This window comes from Fontisphaera persica, from assembly GCF_024832785.1.
GTDB classification, from domain to species: domain Bacteria; phylum Verrucomicrobiota; class Verrucomicrobiia; order Limisphaerales; family Fontisphaeraceae; genus Fontisphaera; species Fontisphaera persica.
Map to the genome: position 1 here is coordinate 273,013 of NZ_CP116615.1, position 16,526 is coordinate 289,538.

Genomic DNA, 16,526 nt, shown 5'->3' on the forward strand with positions numbered 1-16,526 from the left:
GGGCAAATCAGGGCACACGCAAACGAAAGAATTGCTGGAGTTCCGTGGCGGGAAACGGGTGGCGCAAGGTTTCCCAGGCGGGGGAGGCGTTGGTCAAAATGGGCAGCCATTCCCAGAGATTGGTGGAGGTTTCCAGAATCATTTCCCTTTCCGGCACTGCGGGCAGCGCAAGCTGCAAGCGGCCGTCCTGCCAGGACCATTCTAATTGGGGGAGAGGCTGTCTATGCAGCTCCACCGGCAGGCGCACCACCAGGTTTGTGTCACTGAGCACTTCCACATAATTGGTGGCCGTGCCCGGGCCTTCTGGCAGGGCGGGCAGGTTCAGCCGGACCCACAACGAAGTGCTGCGGTTAGCCGCTACGGTTCCCTCGGCAGGCGAGACTTCCAGCCATGGGGATTCCATTTGGGCGCTCCAAGCCACAGCAAGGTCTCCGTGATTGGTCAACCCGAGAGGGTGCGCCTCGGGCCAGAGGGGGCCTGCAGTGAAACCATAAAATCGGAGCAAAGGAGGCGACTCCACCAGGGCCAGCCGTCCGGGAGCGGGTTGCAAATTCAAGATGACCTGGAGGACATTGGTCTGGGAGCTTCCGTTCAAACTGAGCAGACGCACTTCATTGGTGTACACACCAGGGGTCAGTGCATGCAGGTTGGTCGTGAGGTTAAGGGTTAATTCCACACTTTCCCCGCTGGCCAGACGCCCATCCGCAGGCAGGATTTCCAGCCATGTTTCGGATTCTTCGGCGCTCCAGAGGAGTTCTGTGCCCCCGGCGTTGCTGAGTGTAACCGAAGGGGCCGTCTGGGGAAAGGCTTCGCCGCGGATGTGAGTGAGGACCAGCCCTGGCTCGGCGGGGGGGAGCAGGATGAGGCGTCCCGGCTCAGGATTCAACTGGAGACTCAGCGCGCGCAGCGTGTCTCCAGCGCCGCTGGTCAGATTGGCGAAGTGCAGGACGCCCTGGTAATCACCGGGCGGCATCGTGGAGACATGGGGGGTCCACCGGACGAGAACGTTGGTGATGGCGCCGGGCGCCAGGTCGCCATGCGGCGGTTCGGGTTCGGCCCAGGGCACGGTTGAAATGGCTCGCCATTGCAGGGCATGGGGGCCGGTGTTGCTCAATTGGTAGGTGGTCTGCGCCGGCAACGGGGTGTTGCCCGTGACGGCTTCTCCGCTCCAGCCGGCATCCGGGGCCACCACCAAAACGCCGGGGCGCGCGGCCACGTCCAAAAGGACAAGGCGTTGCAGGGGGGCATCGCCGGTGGTCTGGTTCACCCATTGAACCAGGCCGGTGTGAACGCCGGCGGGCAAAAGCATGGCCGTTGGACTGATGGCCACCGTAAGGGTGTCACTGCCGCCGGCCGGGAGCCGGCCTGCAGGGGCGGTCAATTCAAGCCAGGGCACATCGGTTTGGGCGAGCCAGGCTGTTTCGGTGTCGCCCGTATTCATGAGCGTGTAGAGAAAGCTGGCAGGGGCAAAAGGACCGCCTTCGTATCCACCGGTCAGGTAGGGCGTTTCGGGGCTGATGCTCAGAGCGGCATTTGTGCCCCGAATCGTCAAAGTGGCTGAGCGCGCTGCCAGCGGAGCTTCCTGGCCGCTGAGAAAGAAGCGGGCCAGGGCGGTATGTTGTCCGGGAGGCAAGGCGTTGGCGGCTGGGGTGAGGGCCAGGGTGATGGGCAGGCGCTGGCCCACCTGCAAAACGCCGCCGGTGGGGGAAACTTCGAGCCAGTCGGCATTTTTATCCGACCACCACGGCAGGGGGGTGTTGCCCAGGTTGGTCAGTTCAAATTGGGCGGCTTGGGGAAGCAGCGGGCCACCGGCCGGGCCAGCGGCCAGCAGATTGGTGGCCGGCAGAAGTTCCGCTGCGGGCGCAGCGAGGGGGGCGAACACAATGGCGGTTTGATTGGCCAGGACAAAAGGGCTGCCGTTGACGGTGTAGCGCGCCGCCTCTTCGCGGGCGCCACTGCCGCGGATGCCCACCGTGGCACTGCGTCCGCCGCCGCCGGTGAGTATGCGGTTGGGTTGCACCTCCTGATACTGGAAGACCACGGTTTGCGCGGATTCATTCAATACGGCCTGAAAGGTCAGGCGGGTGCTGGAGGAACTGGCCCGCGGCACGCCCAGCCAGCTCACCACCACCTGCCGATGCGGAGGCTCTCCCCGCACGCCCCAGGTCACAGAGCCGCTGCTGGCCGGGTTCAAGTCATCCCAGTACGGGCAAAGGACGTGGACGGGGTCTGCGGCGCCGCTGAAATCGGTGTTGGTGGCGAGGTTGAGACCCGCGGGTGAAAAGCCCAGCAGGCCATTGGCGCCGACGTAAAGCTCAGTGAAATTGCGCCCATACACATTGAACACAAAGGGCAGGGGCAGGGCCGGGCTGACGCTGTCATGGCTGAGGGTCAGGGTTTGGGCGTTCGTCAGCGTAATCCAGGCGTAATTGGTGGTCAGGATTTGATAATTGGCGAGGGCCCGCCGCAGGTTGACGCGCCCGCCCGTGCGGCATTTGCCGGCCAGGGAGGGCAGCACCTCCACGGCGTCCAACATCCGGCGGATGATTTGAGTGTGATGTTCGAGGGGAAATCGGGCGCGCATCAAGGCGAGGACCCCGGCGACATGCGGAGCGGCCACGGAGGTGCCGCTCAGGTACACATAGCTGTTGTCCGCGTCATAATAGGTGGAAAAGATGCTCTGACCGGGGGCGGCGAGGTGGACGGTGTTGCTGCCATAATTGGAAAAGGAGGCCAGGTTGTCAAAGCGGTCGGTGGCGGCCACGGCCACCACATTATCGCGGCCGCGCAGCACGCCCAGGCTGGCGGGATAAAATGGGGTGGCGTCATTATTGGCGTTGTCGTTGCCGGCGGCGGCCACCACGATGATGCCGGCGTTGCGGCAGGAGTTGATGGCGGTGTCCAGCGCCGAGGAATATTCGGACGAACCAAAGCTGGCATTGATGATTTTGGCGCCGTTGGCGCGGGCATAATCGAAACATTCCACCGCATCGGAGATGTAACCATGGCCGGTGGCATCCATGAATTTGCAAATCATCAACTGCACCCGCCAGGCCACGCCGGCGCCGCCCAGGCCGTTGTTGCCCACCGCGCCAATGATGCCGGCCACGTGCGTGCCGTGGCCGAGGTCATCCCAGAGATTGGTGGAATGGGGAGAGCCGATGGCATTGAGGCCATGAATATCATCCACCAGGCCGTTGCCATCGTCATCGCGCCCGTTGCCGGGGATTTCACGGGGGTTCACCCATAAATTGCCCGCCAGGTCTTCATGGGTCAGCCGGAGCCCACTGTCCACCACCGCCACGATGATGTTGGAGGCGCTGTTTTGGATGTCCCAGCCCTCGGGGGCATCCAAATCGGCGTCGGCCTGGGTGTTGTGCAAGGCCCATTGGGAGCCGTCCAGCAGGCGGGGGTCGTTGGGCAGGACCAGCGCCGGGCGGAGGCGGTAATCCGGCTCCACAAACTCAAACCAGCCGGTGGCCTGGAGGCGCGGTAACAGCTCCGTCGCGCGCACACCGGGCGGCAGCTCCAGAACGGTGAGACCCCCCATGTCTGGAAACTGCCGGCGGAGGTTAACCCCCAGCCGGTGGAGGCCGGCCGTCCAAACGGCTTGCGCCACCTCCGCCCGGGGCAGCAGCAGCAAACGGTCGTCTCGCCACGGAGTCGTGGCGGCCGGGGCTTTGAGCGCGCCCAACCCCACGGCGAGCAGACCGAACAGCCCGCCAACCCATAACACCCTGCTATTCCATCGCATACTCGCCAAGGTGACTGACGCCATAAACATGCGACAGAATGGCTCCTGATGCAAAGCCGGCAAGTGGGCGTCCACGGTGCTCCAAAAGAAAGCCGGTTTTAGGCAAAAGATGTGCAGCCGGCCGACATGGTTTAATGTAAGTGTAAATATTGAAATGTGGTCCCTGCTTTCGCTGTGGCTGCCGGAAAAGACGGTGGGCGGCGCAGCACACGCTCGTGGGCCGCACCATTGTTGCCGCCTATGAAATCATCGCTGTTTTTGCGGGCCGGCTTCCTGCTGGGCTGGCTCAGCCTGTTGACCTCGCTTTCGCCCGCCGCCACGGATGGCACCGTCAGACTGGACACCACTCTATTGGATTACAACGGCACGGGCGCGAAGCATTGGACGGTGGTATGGGTGACGACGGAGGGCGGGCAATTTATCAAGACCCTGCGCAAACAAGGCCCGAGCAGCTTCACCACCAGCCACTGGAACAGTCATTGCTCGGCGTGGGTCACGGCGCGCGGAGGATTAAGCGCCAACACTGCTTTTGACGGCTACACCAGCGCCACGGCCAACGATTACGCCGGCACCAACAGCCCGCTGGTGATTTATTGGAACTGCCGTGATGGCAATAACAGCCTGGTGGCGGATGGTAATTACAAGTTTTGGGTGCAGTACGCCGAAGACAGCGGCCAGGGGCCTTACACGACCAGCGGTTTGCTGTGGACCAAAGGGCCGGCGGCGGCCACGAATACCTACCCTGACCAAGCCGGCAACTTCACCAACATGAAGGTGACCTGGGTGCCTTCAGGGCCGCCACCGCAGGCGCCCTCCATCACCAGCGCGCCACTTCCGGCCAGCGGCATCGTGGGCGTGCGATTTCAATACCAATGCCAGGCGGCCGGGTCTCCGCCGCCGGGATTCTATGCGCTGAATCTGCCGCCTGGGTTGAGCATCAGTTCAGGGGGATTGATTAGCGGCATTCCCACCGTGGCCGGCACCTTTAGCGGCACAGTAATCGCCACCAATGGAGTGCCACCGAATGCAACGCAATTGTTCTCGATTACCATTGCCGCGGTGCCGCCCGTCTTCCAACCCTTGCGCCTGGGCGGCCAGGAACTGGTGCTGGAAGCCAGCGGCCCGCCGGGGGGCCAATGCCGGTTGCTCACCGCCAGCCAGCCGGCCGCCGATGCCGGAGCGTGGACGGTGTTGCAAACCAATCAGTTTGATGCCTTTGGGCAACTGCGGCTGACTCAGCCCGTCAATTCATCTCGGCCCAGCCAGTTTTTCCGCTTGCAGATTCCTTGAGTTGGCGGCGGAGTCAATCGCATGCAGCTTATCTTGAATTGCTGGCGATTTTTTCTCTTTTTTTGGTGGGCCTCCATCCTTGGCATGACGGCGGCGGATTTGCCCACCTGGACCTGGACGGGTGAAACCATGGGGTCACGTTACCGGGTGACGGTGGTGGCGCCGCCGGATTCTGCCGAGTTGCGCGCGCGCCTGGAGCGGGAGGTGGAGCAGCGGTTGCAGGAAATCAACCGCCAGATGTCCCATTACCTGCCCGACAGTGAATTATCCCGCTTCAACCGTGCGCCGGAAGGCGAGGCGGTGCGGGTTTCGGCGGAGCTGGCGACGGTGACCCGGTTTGCGTTGGAGATGAGCCGCCGCTCCGGGGGGGCTTTTGATCCGACACTGGCGCCGCTGATCAACCTGTGGGGTTTCGGGGAGCAAGGGCCGGTGCTGGCGCCGCCCTCGGAGGAGGCGGTGCAAAAGGCCCGCGAGCGGGTGGGCTGGCAGGCGATTGAGGTGACGCCGCAAAACGAGCTGCGCAAGCGGAAGGCCGGGGTCTCGCTGAACTTGAGCGCGCTGGCCAAGGGCTATGCGGTGGACGAAATGTGGCGGGTGTTGCAGCGCCATCAACTGACGAATGTTTATGTGTCCATTGCCGGGGAAATTCGCGTGGCCGGGCATAATGCACGGGGCGGTCCCTGGCGGATTGGGATTTCGGCCCCCCTGGAGCTGTGGCGGGAAAAGGACCCCCTGGCCGCCGCCGTGGGGTTGCGGGACATGGCCATTTCGACTTCCGGCGATTACCAGAAATTTTTCCATGATGCGCAGGGAAGGCGGCTGGCGCATATTTTGGACCCGCGCACCGGGCGGCCGGTGCAGCACCAGTTGGGCAGCGTGACGGTGGTGGCGCCGGAGGGCATGCAGGCGGACGCGCTGTCCACCACGTTGTTTGTGCTGGGGCCGGAGGAGGGGCTAAAGTTTGTGGAGGGCTGGACCAATGCCGCGGCGCTGTTCATTGTGCGGGAAAAAGAGGGGGAGGTCTTTCGCCTGATACCGAGTTCCCGCTGGGCACGGTTTACGGGCTGGCAGGCGCCTGGGAATTAGGGGGTGGGCACTGACGGGAGTCAGTCTTCGAGCTGGGTAAGGTCCACCGCTGGCTTGGGGTATTTTTTGCCGGCAATGTAGGCTTTGGTTTCGTCCACCATGGCCTGGGTAATGCGAAATTGGTAGTTGCGGTAATCGTTGACGGTCAACTCGCCCACCCAGAAGAACCCCCATTGTTCAAAGAAATCGGTGAGGTCCAACTGGGCCACGTCGCAGCAAATCTTGATGAATTCTAACTGGTTGCGAATGGAGTCATTGCCGGTGCCGGCATGGGGGCGGCGGCGCATTTCCTCCATGACATCGGCGTAAAAATCGGGGCGTCCCTGGCGGGAGAAATAGAGGTGAAGCTGCCAGAAGGGGACCAGGCGGTTGAAGACGTCCTTGTCGGCCAGGTAGGAGATTTTGGGGTTGGCCTCGATGATGGTTTTGCGGGCGGCGCTGTAATTTTTCTGGGCCAGGAGACGGCTGGGATTGCCCATGGCGGTGGTGGTGTACATGGTGAAGATATTGCAGCTCACCTCCGTCATGCCGCCCCAGGTGATTTGCGGTTGCATTTGCAGCACATGGCCGGTCTCATGGCAAAAACCCCAGCAGGGATCGCCCTTGATGACCACGTCTGGATCGGCCACCTTGCGCATGGTGCTCTTATCGCCCAGGTAGGCCACTCCATCCCCATCACGAAACATGTAGTAATTGAAGTTCACGCGGGCGAGGATGCGATTTTGGGGAACCTTCTTGTACTTCACCAGCCCCATGAGGGTGTAGTGGTGGTGGAGCAGTTTGTCATAGTTGTTGATGAGCTCCACCCCTTTGCCGCGGGTATAAACCTTGAACCACTCGACAGGGTAGGCCACCTGGATGTGGCGGCCACGGGCATCCAAGATGGGGCTGACGGCTTGCTCCAGGAGGCGGTCCCAATCGGTGTTGGTATGGCGGGTGATGTCAAAATAGCCGTTCACCTGGCCGGTCAGGAAATGCACGGTGATGGGCGGCGCCGTTTCCGGGTCGTCGTCAAAGTAATCCAGGTAGGCATTGCTGCTGTTGGTGACAGTGATGACGTTCAGGCCGGGATGGAGAGGAATACGCTGGCGTTTCAGCCCCCAGCCATTGGGGTCCTTGGTGGGTTCCACGCCGGGGGGTGGTTTGCGCATCCACTGCGGGATGAGCAGGGCCAGGGATTTGCCGCCGGTATCTCCCACCAGGACGAGGTGTTCCCCGGCTTCCAGGTACATGCCGGTGATGTTTTCGTAACGGCTGAAGCCCTCGCCCAGTTTGAGGGTGCGCGCGAGGGCGCGGGGTGAGGGGTAGGCCTCATAGCGGGCGGCGCGATTAGTCCGGTCATACGTGCCGTCCAGCAAACCGGCGGCCACCTGCCGGAGGACTTCGCTTTGAAAGCGGGCAAGGTCAGCCCTGCCGAGGCCGGGCTTAAGCTGAGTACAGGTGACATCGGTGAAATGGGCCATGTCGGCCTTAAGGGCCTGCACGTCCACTGCCGCCCGGGCGTGGAATGGCATGTTACCGCCCAATATCAGGCATAATAGAACAAGACAACGCCGCATGTTGTCTTTGACGGCAACCTGAGCCTGAAGATTCAAGGCATCCCCTACACGGGCCGGAAAATAAAGCTAACGTGATGGACAGGCGGGGCGGGATCGCTAATATGACGGGGAAAAATCAAGCCTGTATGCCGCACGCCTCATGCTCGTGGTTCCGTCCCTCATGGCGGAGCACCATCGGGAGCCTGCTGACCGTCCTTTGCACCTTTGCCGCACTGGCGCAGACGGAGCGGCAGCGGGTGTTTGTGTTGACCGACATCTCCAACGAGCCAGATGATGAAGAATCCATGGTGCGTTTTCTGGTCTATGCCAATGAATACGACATCGAGGGATTGGTGGCCACCACCAGCACGTGGCTCCGCAAGACCACGCGGGTGGATTTAATCCATCGCCAACTGGATGCCTACGGGCAGGTGCGTCCCAACCTGCTTAAGCACGCGCCGGGTTTCCCGGCAGTGGAGGCATTGCGCGCCGTCACCGCCACGGGGCAGCCCGGCTACGGCATGGCAGCGGTGGGTGAAGGCAAAAGCTCTCCCGGCTCCCGCCTTCTGCTGGCCGCCGCAGACAAAGCGGATCCGCGCCCCTTGTGGGTGAGTGTATGGGGAGGCGCCAATACGCTTGCCCAGGCGCTGCTGGATGCGCGCCGGGAGCGTTCACCGGCGGCGCTGAAATCTTTGGTGGCCAAATTGCGGGTGTACACGATTTCAGACCAGGATGATTCAGGGCCGTGGCTGCGCCGTGAATTTCCTGATTTGTTTTACATCGTCAGCCCCAGCGGCCCGGATTGGAAGGAGTATTGGCGGGCCACGTGGACCGGCATCAGCGGCGACCGCCACTACCGAAATGGCCCCGGCCACAAGTTCCACCTGGTGGACAACCCCTGGCTGGAGGAGAACATCATTAAAAATCACGGCCCCCTGGGCGCGCTCTACCCGCGGCTGGAGTACATCATGGAAGGGGACACGCCATCGTTCCTTGGCCTCATCCAAAATGGATTGGGCTGGCATGTGAGTCCCGCTTATGGCGGGTGGGGCGGCCGCTACGCCCTTTATCAGGCGTATGGAGAAACGCGCCCCATCTGGACCAACAACCAAGACAGTCGCGACCTGGTCACCGCTGACAACGGGCAGACCCAATGCACGGACATGGCCACCATCTGGCGCTGGCGCGAGCATTTTCAGCATGACTTTGCGGCGCGGATGGATTGGTGTGTGGTGGACGATTACGCCCGGGCCAATCACAACCCCATCGCCGTCCTCAATGGCGACACCTCCAAAGAAGTCCTTGAAATCCAGGCGAAACCCGGCGAGACAGTGGCGCTTTCCGCGGAGGGGACGCGTGATCCGGACGGCCATGCCGTGGAGGTGCGCTGGTGGATTTATCCCGAGGCCAGCACCTTGCGCGATGCGCGCGGAAGGCAATTTCCGCCCGAGGTGGCCTTGAGCCATACTCAAGGGCTGAGCACACGGCTCACCGTTCCGGCGGTTAAACCACCGGCCACCATTCACATTATTTTGGAAGTGCAGGACCGCGGCACGCCGAGCCTCTGGGCCTATCGGCGGGCCGTGGTGAACATTCAGCCTTGATGAGTGCGATGCCCCGCTGCTGCATGGTCTCTGGAAACGGGGGGAATGGCCCCCCGGCCGCAAGGCGCGCACATGATAAGCAGAAATCGCGGCGGCTGTGTTTCTGCCGGTCACGCCTCTGGTAGGGAGGGAGGGCTTTTTCGGAGCTTTGCCAGGAGTCCGGCATGGGAAAAAAATGGTAAATGTTATCATAAACTTCATGAAGAGCACCGGCCAGAGTAGCAGGCTGAAGTTCTTATGGGCGCTGGTTCTGTTGCCCTGGTGCGTGGCGGGGGCAGCCGGCAGCGGCAACATGGTCTTTACTCTGGCCTATACCTCCGCACCGCCAGACAACCCCCTGAAGGGGTTTGTGCCCTATTTACGCGAGGACAGGACCTTTCCCCACAGCATGGAGTGGGATTACACGCGGCTTTCGGAGGTAATGACGGGCCCCACGAATTTCAACTGGGCGGTGTTTGAAGCAAAACTCAATGCGGCGGCCTCGCGCGGGCATCAGTTTATTGCGCGGTTTTATCTGGAATGGCCCGGCAGGAAAACGGGTGTGCCCCAATACCTGATTGACGCCGGCTTGACTTTGCGGCGCTGGACCAACACCAACACGCAGCCATTTCCGCCGGCGGTGGATCACACGCCGGATTACGAAGACCCGCGTTTGCGGGCGGCGTTGACGAATTTCATTCATGCCTTGGGCCGCCGTTATGATGGAGACCCGCGACTGGGGTTTGTTCAACTGGGGCTGCTGGGGACCTGGGGGGAGTGGCACAATTATCCCAACGAAAAATGGTTTGCCTCCAAAACGGTGCAACGCGAGGTGATGGACGCCTACGAGGCCGCGTTCAAAAAAACCAGGCTCCTGGCGCGTTACCCGGCCGGGCCTAATGATTCCAGGTATGTAGACAACAGCCGGCGGCCCCTGGGATACCACGATGATTCATTCGCCTGGGCCACGGTGCACACGGGTAAAAAGGGGAACGAATGGTTTTTCGAGACGCGGCTGCGGGCGGCCAACGCGGTGGACAAATGGCGGACGCAACCTATAGGCGGCGAGGTGCGCCCGGAGGTTTGGAAGTGCCTGTTTGATGAGCCTTCCTGCGCGCCCGCGGGGCAGGAGTTTGAACGGTGTGTGGAGGTGACGCGGGTCTCCTGGCTATGCAATGAGGGGGTGTTTCGTGGCAAAGTGCAAGGAGCGGCCCGTGAGCGGGCGTTGCGGGCGGTGCAACGCATGGGCTACGAGCTGCATGTGGCCCGAGCGGAAATCGTGGCTGCCGGGGGAAAACTGGCGGCAACGCTCATGGTCACCAATACCGGCGAGGCGCCCTTTTATTACGACTGGCCGCTGGAATTGGGTTTGGTGAACGCGGCCCATGAGCGCGTGGTCACATGGAAAACGGACTGGCGATTAACCACCGTCATCCCCGGTGAAACGGCGGCGGCATGGCGGCATGAGGGCAGTGTTGCCGGGCTTTCCGCCGGCACATACCACCTGGTGTTGCGGGTGGTTAATCCCCTTCCCAACGGGTTGCCGTTGCGCTTTGCCAATGCAACCCAGGACCGACATCTGCCCGGCTGGCTAAGTCTGGCGGAGTTACGCCTGCCCTGAGGCGGGTTTTAAGGGCATGACCTCCTTGACGAGGCGGGCGTCTGTGAGAGAGTGCTGGCTGCTGAATCCATAGACTGGTGCCATGAAAAAGCTCATGATTCATTGGATTTCTCTTGTGGGGGCGGTGTGGGGATTGGCAGGCGGGCAAGTTGCCGCCCAGGCCGTCATGCCGTCGGAGGGGGCGAGTGCGCCGTCGCTGCCGGAGACGCTCTTGTTGAAAGATTATCGGCCCCGGCCCATTCACAAAATCCCGGTCACGGAGGTGCGCCGGGCGCGATTTTCGGCGATTGACATGCACGTGCATACCTATGCCACCACCCCGCAACAAGTGCAGGAGTGGATCAAGACCATGGATGAGGCTGGCATTGAAAAATCCATGGTGCTGACGGGGGCGACGGGCGAGCGTTTTAACCAGTGGGTCCAATTATATGGCCCGCATAAAGACCGCTTCGAGTTGTGGTGTGGCCTGGATTTAAGCGGATGGGACCAACCCGGTTTCGGCCCCGCCGCGGTGGCCGAATTGGAGCGGTGCTTCCGCGCGGGCGCGCGCGGCATTGGTGAGATCAGCGACAAGGGATCGGGCATCACTCGCTCCGCGGACCCCAAGGCGCGCCTCCACCCGGACGATCCGCGGCTGGATCCGATCTGGCGCAAGGCCGCCGAGCTGGGGTTGCCCGTGAACCTGCACGTGTCGGATCCAGTGTGGGCCTACCAACCCATGGATCGTCACAATGACGGGCTGATGAATGCCTACCGGTGGCGGCTGGACAACAAACCGGACATTGTGGGCCATGAAGGCATGATTCAGATTCTCGAACGAACGCTCCAGCGGCATCCGCAAACCATTTTTGTGGCCTGTCATCTGGCCAATCTGGATTATGACTTGGGGCGCCTGGGCAGGCTGTTGGATGCGCATCCCAACCTATATGTGGATGTGTCGGCGCGTTTCGGGGAAATGGCGGCCACCCCGCGGGCCACGAGCGCGTTTCTGACCCGTTACGCGGACCGGGTGGTTTATGGGACGGATCAGGGGCGGGCGGCGCGCATGTACCGCAGCTCGTTTCGCATTTTGGAGACGGAAGACGAACATTTTTATGAACTTGACCTCTACAATTACCATTGGCCGCTGGCGGGATTTGGATTGCCCGAGGCGGCGCTGAGAAAGATTTACCGGGAGACGGCCATGAAAATACTATGGCGGCAACCGTGAGCCATTTCCACCGTGAGCAGGCAAACCCTTTTTACGCTGGTGTGAAAACGCGGGAAGAGTTTCTTGATGGGCAAAGACCTGAAACACGGTTCAAGGGCTGCGCAGGCGGTAATATCCTGCCGGCTGGCGTTCAGCCAGGGGAAGGTTGAACTCCAGCCTTCCGTTGGCATCAGCGGTAATCATTTGCAGGAGCGTCCAATGGGTGAGATTGGAGGATGCCAGCAGGGAGAAGGTGGCATTGGGCAGGCTGTGAAAGCCCACGGAGAGGGTTGAACCGCCGGTTAATTGAAGGCGTTCCAAACGGGGTGGGGACCCGGCAGGGGCTTCGTAAATGGTGATGTCGTCCAACCGTAATTGGTCGCGCGGTCCGCTGGCGCCGCTTTGCCAGTAATATTTCCAGCGCAACTGGACGTAGGACTGGTTGCAGGCGGAGGCCGGCAGGGGCACAGGGCCAAGCAGGGCCGAGTGGCCGGCGGTGGGGTGGCGCGGGTATTCAACGGGCTGGCCTGCGAGGTCGAGCAGGTCGGTCCAGGCTTCGGTTTGGCCCACCCGATATTGGAGGCGGAGGGCGTAATGGCGGCTGTTGGGCGTGACGGTGCCACCACGCCAGACGACGCATACGTTGGTTAAACCCGTGGTTTTGAGGGCGAGCACGGCTGCGCCGAGGTAGCCGCCCCCGTCGGCCTGTGGGTCGCTGGTGTTCAAAAAAGCCAAGCCCTCCTCGTTCAGGCCCGAAATCCGGCTTCGGCTGGTGCGGTCATAGGGGAGGACCCAGAGATTGGTGAATTCGGTTAACAGGCCCGGGTCGGGCGAGGCGTTGGTGGCGGTCTGAAGAAAAATCATGTTGGGGGGATAAGTGCCTGCGGGTGCGCTGGCATCCCACCGGGTGAATACATATGGACCGCGGGTGAGGTCATGGGGCAGGGGCACGGGAGGATTGGTGCTCGGGGCCACTTCAAAATTGGCCATCACGGTCAAATTGCCGGTCAGGAGAATGGTATTGGATTGATTGGTGGCCAGCGGGCCAAAGAAACCCTGCCAGTTTTTGAATCGGTAACCGGGCCGGGGCTCCGCGGTAAAAGTGACCGGGTTATCCCTGAAATAAATCCCACTCCAGGGAGCGCTGGCCGGCGCGGCCAGCCGGAGGGTATTGAGCCGGATGGCGCCGGCGTTCGTGTCGTTCACGCTGAGGGAGACGTTGACCCAGCCGCGAAGCCCAAATTGATTGGTGAGGTGCCGGCGCATGTATTCGGGACGCTGAATGGCAAATTGTTTCAGAAATTCGACATTATTGCTCCAAGTGGCATAGTCCGTGGGAAACCGCCAGCGGGCACAGTGCTCGGCCATGACCGGCGCGATTTCCGCCGCCATGCGCGCGATGAAATTGGTCAAGCGGGCGGTGGCGAGCGTGGTGTTCATCAAGTCGGCGCAGCGGTTGATGAAATCGCGTTTGAAGTCGGGATTGGTCATGAGCGCCCGCAATTGAAAGGTGATGGACGGGGCGTTGTGGTCGTTACCGGGCCGGTAATGAGTCCACGGACCGTTGGGTTCCAGGTTATAGGCCAGCATGTTGAAGGTCCAGGGCGCTTCCGGTGGCTGGCTCCAGAAACCGCCAAAGCCTACGTCGCAATCGAAGAGAATCCAGCGCAGCCGGCCGTTGGGGGTCCGGGGCCGCCAGACGCGCTGATTGCCGATGTCCCAGCGGTAATAAAAGGTTTCCACGATTTTATAGTCGCGGTAGTTGTCCACCTCCATGAGCGACTGGACGACAGCGAAGTTGGTGGCCTGGCGGAGGTCGTGGGTTTGCAGGAAGAGGGTCAACTGGTCAAACCAAGCCGAGTCGCCTTCATAAGTGAAGGCGCCGGGAGAGTAGCCTTCCAAGTAGTCAATGGCCTCCGGGTCCACGCCCGGGTGATGCTGGGCAAAGTAGTTTTTCTCATAGGCTTCCTGGAGATTGTGGAGGCCCCAAAATTCGCCGTTGAGAAAAACGACGGCCGGACGATAGCCCTGCAAATCGAAACCCAACTCGCGGACCAGGTTTTGCATCAGACCATCGCGCATCATGGTCAGGTAATGGTCATGGCCGGAGGGCCGCAGCAGCAGGCGGTGAAACTCGTAGATGGGCAGGTCGGGGAAAATCTGGTAGCGGAAGGGTTCGGTGCCTTTCTGATTCAGGGGATGGAGTCGGAGGGCTTTGATGGGAAAACCGAAGCTGGTGTTGCCATGCATGCGGACGCCGCTTTCCTGGGCGATGACGCGCAAACCGTTGGTCTCGAAAAATTCCACGTGCACGGGGCGTTCCCAGGCATCACCGCCTTGCGCATAGTTGCAACCGGGGGTGTTGCCGCAGACGTAGATGCCGGTGTTGGGGTCAAAAAAGTGTTTGCGGTCAGTCACCAGCGAAATGACGGGCAGGGGATAACGGGCGCGGCCAAGAGGGTCCACCGCATAAGTGGCCGTGGTGGTGGGGCTGGGCAGGGCGTTGGTGCGGAAAGCGCGGGCACGCAGGACATGGATTTTATAGACCTCGCCCACGGGGGGCTGCCAGCCGCCGGCGGTGGGAATGAGGGACAGGTCATTGGGGGTGCCGGCACGGGTGGTGAAGGTGAATGGCGAGGTGTACAGGGGGGAATTCGTGGTGGGCTCCGAGCCGTCCAAGGTGTATCGGATTTGGGCGCCGGCGTTGGTGCTCTCTATGGCCACGGTAATGGCTTGGGTGTAAAAGCCGGCCGGCAGGCTGAATTGTGGCGGCGACAGGAAGTCGGTGGCGCCGGGGGTGATGTTGGGTCTGCCGGGGGTGGGCTGGTCAAAAAAGAAGAAACTGTTGCTGCCGTCCGGCTGCCGACCATAGGAGACATCGCGCGGGATGGCGATGGCCGGCACAAAATCTTCCGGCACTCCATTGGGCCGGGTGAGCAGCAACGGTTCGCCCTCGGTGTTAATCTTGAAGCTGGTGTGGTAATGGCGGGGGAACACGAGGCCATATTCATGGGCGAAGTGCTGCTGAAGGCCCAACAGCTCGTCATCAGTCAAAGCGCGGTTGTAGTAGAGAATTTCGGCAACTTCCCCGGAAAACGCGCCGTAAGCACCGGAGCCGATTTCCACCGGCGCGGTCACATTGGTGCGGGCGGAGAAAAAACCACGCGCCGCCAGGTTGCCCTGAATCCAAAGGGTGGGTTGGCGGTTGGAGTAGTTCATGATGACCACCGCGGCGCCGGCGCCCACCTGGCCGCCCACCGCCAGCGCGGGCATGTAGCCGGAGCCATGCTCGTAAATGCTGGCGCCGTTGGTGCCGAGGCTCAGACCCGCGCCGGCGCTGTAATCGCCGCCATGCGCTGCGCCCAGAAGGTAACGCTGGCCGGAAACACCGTCCACGCCGGTGGCGGATTGGGGGTCAATTTGGTGTGAGGTGTTGGGGCGGGCCACGGCGATGATGCAAAAGTTGTTGGCGGCGGGGACGGCGGGCAGCACCACAAGGTCATCCACCCCGTCAAAACGGAGTGCCGGGCGGTGATTGAAGGCGGGGAGGGACGGCAGCCACTGGGGTTGGCGGCCTTCGGTATCCTGCCGGGCATGGAAGGCGTTGCCGCTTTGGTCGAGCCAACCGCGCACAAACAAGTTGTCGGCCGCCGGGCGAGCTTGGGTGGGGTCATTGGTTGCCACCGCCTCCGCACGCAACCACACGCGCAAACCGGGCACATTAGTTGGCGCCAAGGGTGAGGCGGTGCCGGGCTGCCGGTTCAAACCGGAGGCGTAGATTAACAACAGTTCACCAGGCCCCAGGGTGGCGTTGGTGAAGACCCACTTGAACGGGGTGGACAAATCATCGGAAAGTCCCCAACCATGCAAGTCCACGGTGTTGGTGCCGGTGTTGTAAAGCTCCACCCAATCCGGAGTGCTGGTGGTGTCATCGGTGAGCGTGCTGCCGTTGGAGGCCTGGATTTCGTTGATGCGGATGGTTTGGGCAACCACGGGTGCTATTCCAGCCAGCAGCAGGATTGCGGCCAGCAGCAGGGCTGAAACAAGGGCCGGGTCTTTTTTCGAGCGCCATTGAAAGGTCGGCGAGGAGAGTGCCGCGTTGCGTTTCGGCGCCCAATTTGCGGCTGAGAATATCACGTCACCTGTCATTGACATGCCAGCACTGGCCGGTGGGTAATGGCCAAGACATCATAGGGCTTGCGGCTCAGTTAAGCATAGTTTAATATTAAGCTCAACCCGAAATAAACTGGCCATTGGGAAAGACTGGGTAGATCATGACCCCCCCGTGGTTAAGATCAACGTGTTGAGTGCACGCCGCAAGGATGAGCTGCTGCACCTCCTCCGGAGGAGGTGCAGCAGCGGCGCGCCCCATCTGCTATCCTCCCGGCGTGCACACCACCTACTTTGAATTGTACCGTATGCGCACCCACCGCCATTGGTTGCGACAAAAACTCGTCGCCTTCGC

The 16,526-nt window shown here is 61.6% G+C and carries 8 protein-coding genes; 5 read left to right on the plus strand and 3 right to left on the minus strand.

All coding sequences use genetic code 11. From position 1 onward, the window contains the following. Positions 1-7 precede the first annotated feature (7 nt). Positions 8-3,754, minus strand: a complete 3,747-nt coding sequence (locus NXS98_RS01200) for a S8 family serine peptidase (protein WP_283846631.1) — start codon at positions 3,752-3,754, stop codon at positions 8-10. A 240-nt stretch (positions 3,755-3,994) separates the two neighbouring features. On the opposite strand from NXS98_RS01200, the gene NXS98_RS01205 reads away from it, so the two are divergent. Together NXS98_RS01205 and NXS98_RS01210 are read left to right on the plus strand one after the other, a co-directional pair. Further along, positions 3,995-5,044 carry a putative Ig domain-containing protein gene (locus NXS98_RS01205; RefSeq protein ID WP_283846632.1) on the plus strand — a complete coding sequence of 350 codons (1,050 nt, stop codon included), beginning with the start codon at positions 3,995-3,997 and terminating at the stop codon, positions 5,042-5,044. Positions 5,045-5,065: 21 nt separating this feature from the next. Further along, on the plus strand, positions 5,066-6,130 hold the full coding sequence (locus NXS98_RS01210; protein WP_283846633.1) for an FAD:protein FMN transferase: 1,065 nt from the start codon (positions 5,066-5,068) through the stop codon (positions 6,128-6,130). A gap of 20 nt (positions 6,131-6,150) precedes the next feature. Here NXS98_RS01210 and NXS98_RS01215 read toward each other — a convergent pair whose 3' ends face one another. After that, complete coding sequence (locus NXS98_RS01215; RefSeq protein ID WP_283846634.1) at positions 6,151-7,644, minus strand: M60 family metallopeptidase; 1,494 nt, start codon at positions 7,642-7,644, stop codon at positions 6,151-6,153. 170 nt (positions 7,645-7,814) lie between these two features. Between NXS98_RS01215 and NXS98_RS01220 the strand changes: the two genes are divergently transcribed. The 3 genes from NXS98_RS01220 to NXS98_RS01230 all read left to right on the plus strand — a co-directional run bounded on the left by NXS98_RS01220 (position 7,815) and on the right by NXS98_RS01230 (position 12,082). After that, on the plus strand, positions 7,815-9,272 hold the full coding sequence (locus tag NXS98_RS01220; protein WP_283846635.1) for a nucleoside hydrolase-like domain-containing protein: 1,458 nt from the start codon (positions 7,815-7,817) through the stop codon (positions 9,270-9,272). 199 nt (positions 9,273-9,471) lie between these two features. Then, on the plus strand, positions 9,472-10,872 hold the full coding sequence (locus NXS98_RS01225) for a DUF4832 domain-containing protein (RefSeq protein ID WP_283846636.1): 1,401 nt from the start codon (positions 9,472-9,474) through the stop codon (positions 10,870-10,872). 82 nt (positions 10,873-10,954) lie between these two features. Beyond that, a complete protein-coding gene (locus NXS98_RS01230; protein WP_283846637.1) occupies positions 10,955-12,082 on the plus strand; it encodes an amidohydrolase family protein in 1,128 nt (375 codons plus the stop codon). Between the two features lie 90 nt (positions 12,083-12,172). Here NXS98_RS01230 and NXS98_RS01235 read toward each other — a convergent pair whose 3' ends face one another. After that, complete coding sequence (locus NXS98_RS01235) at positions 12,173-16,054, minus strand: CotH kinase family protein (RefSeq protein ID WP_283846639.1); 3,882 nt, start codon at positions 16,052-16,054, stop codon at positions 12,173-12,175. Positions 16,055-16,526 lie beyond the last annotated feature (472 nt).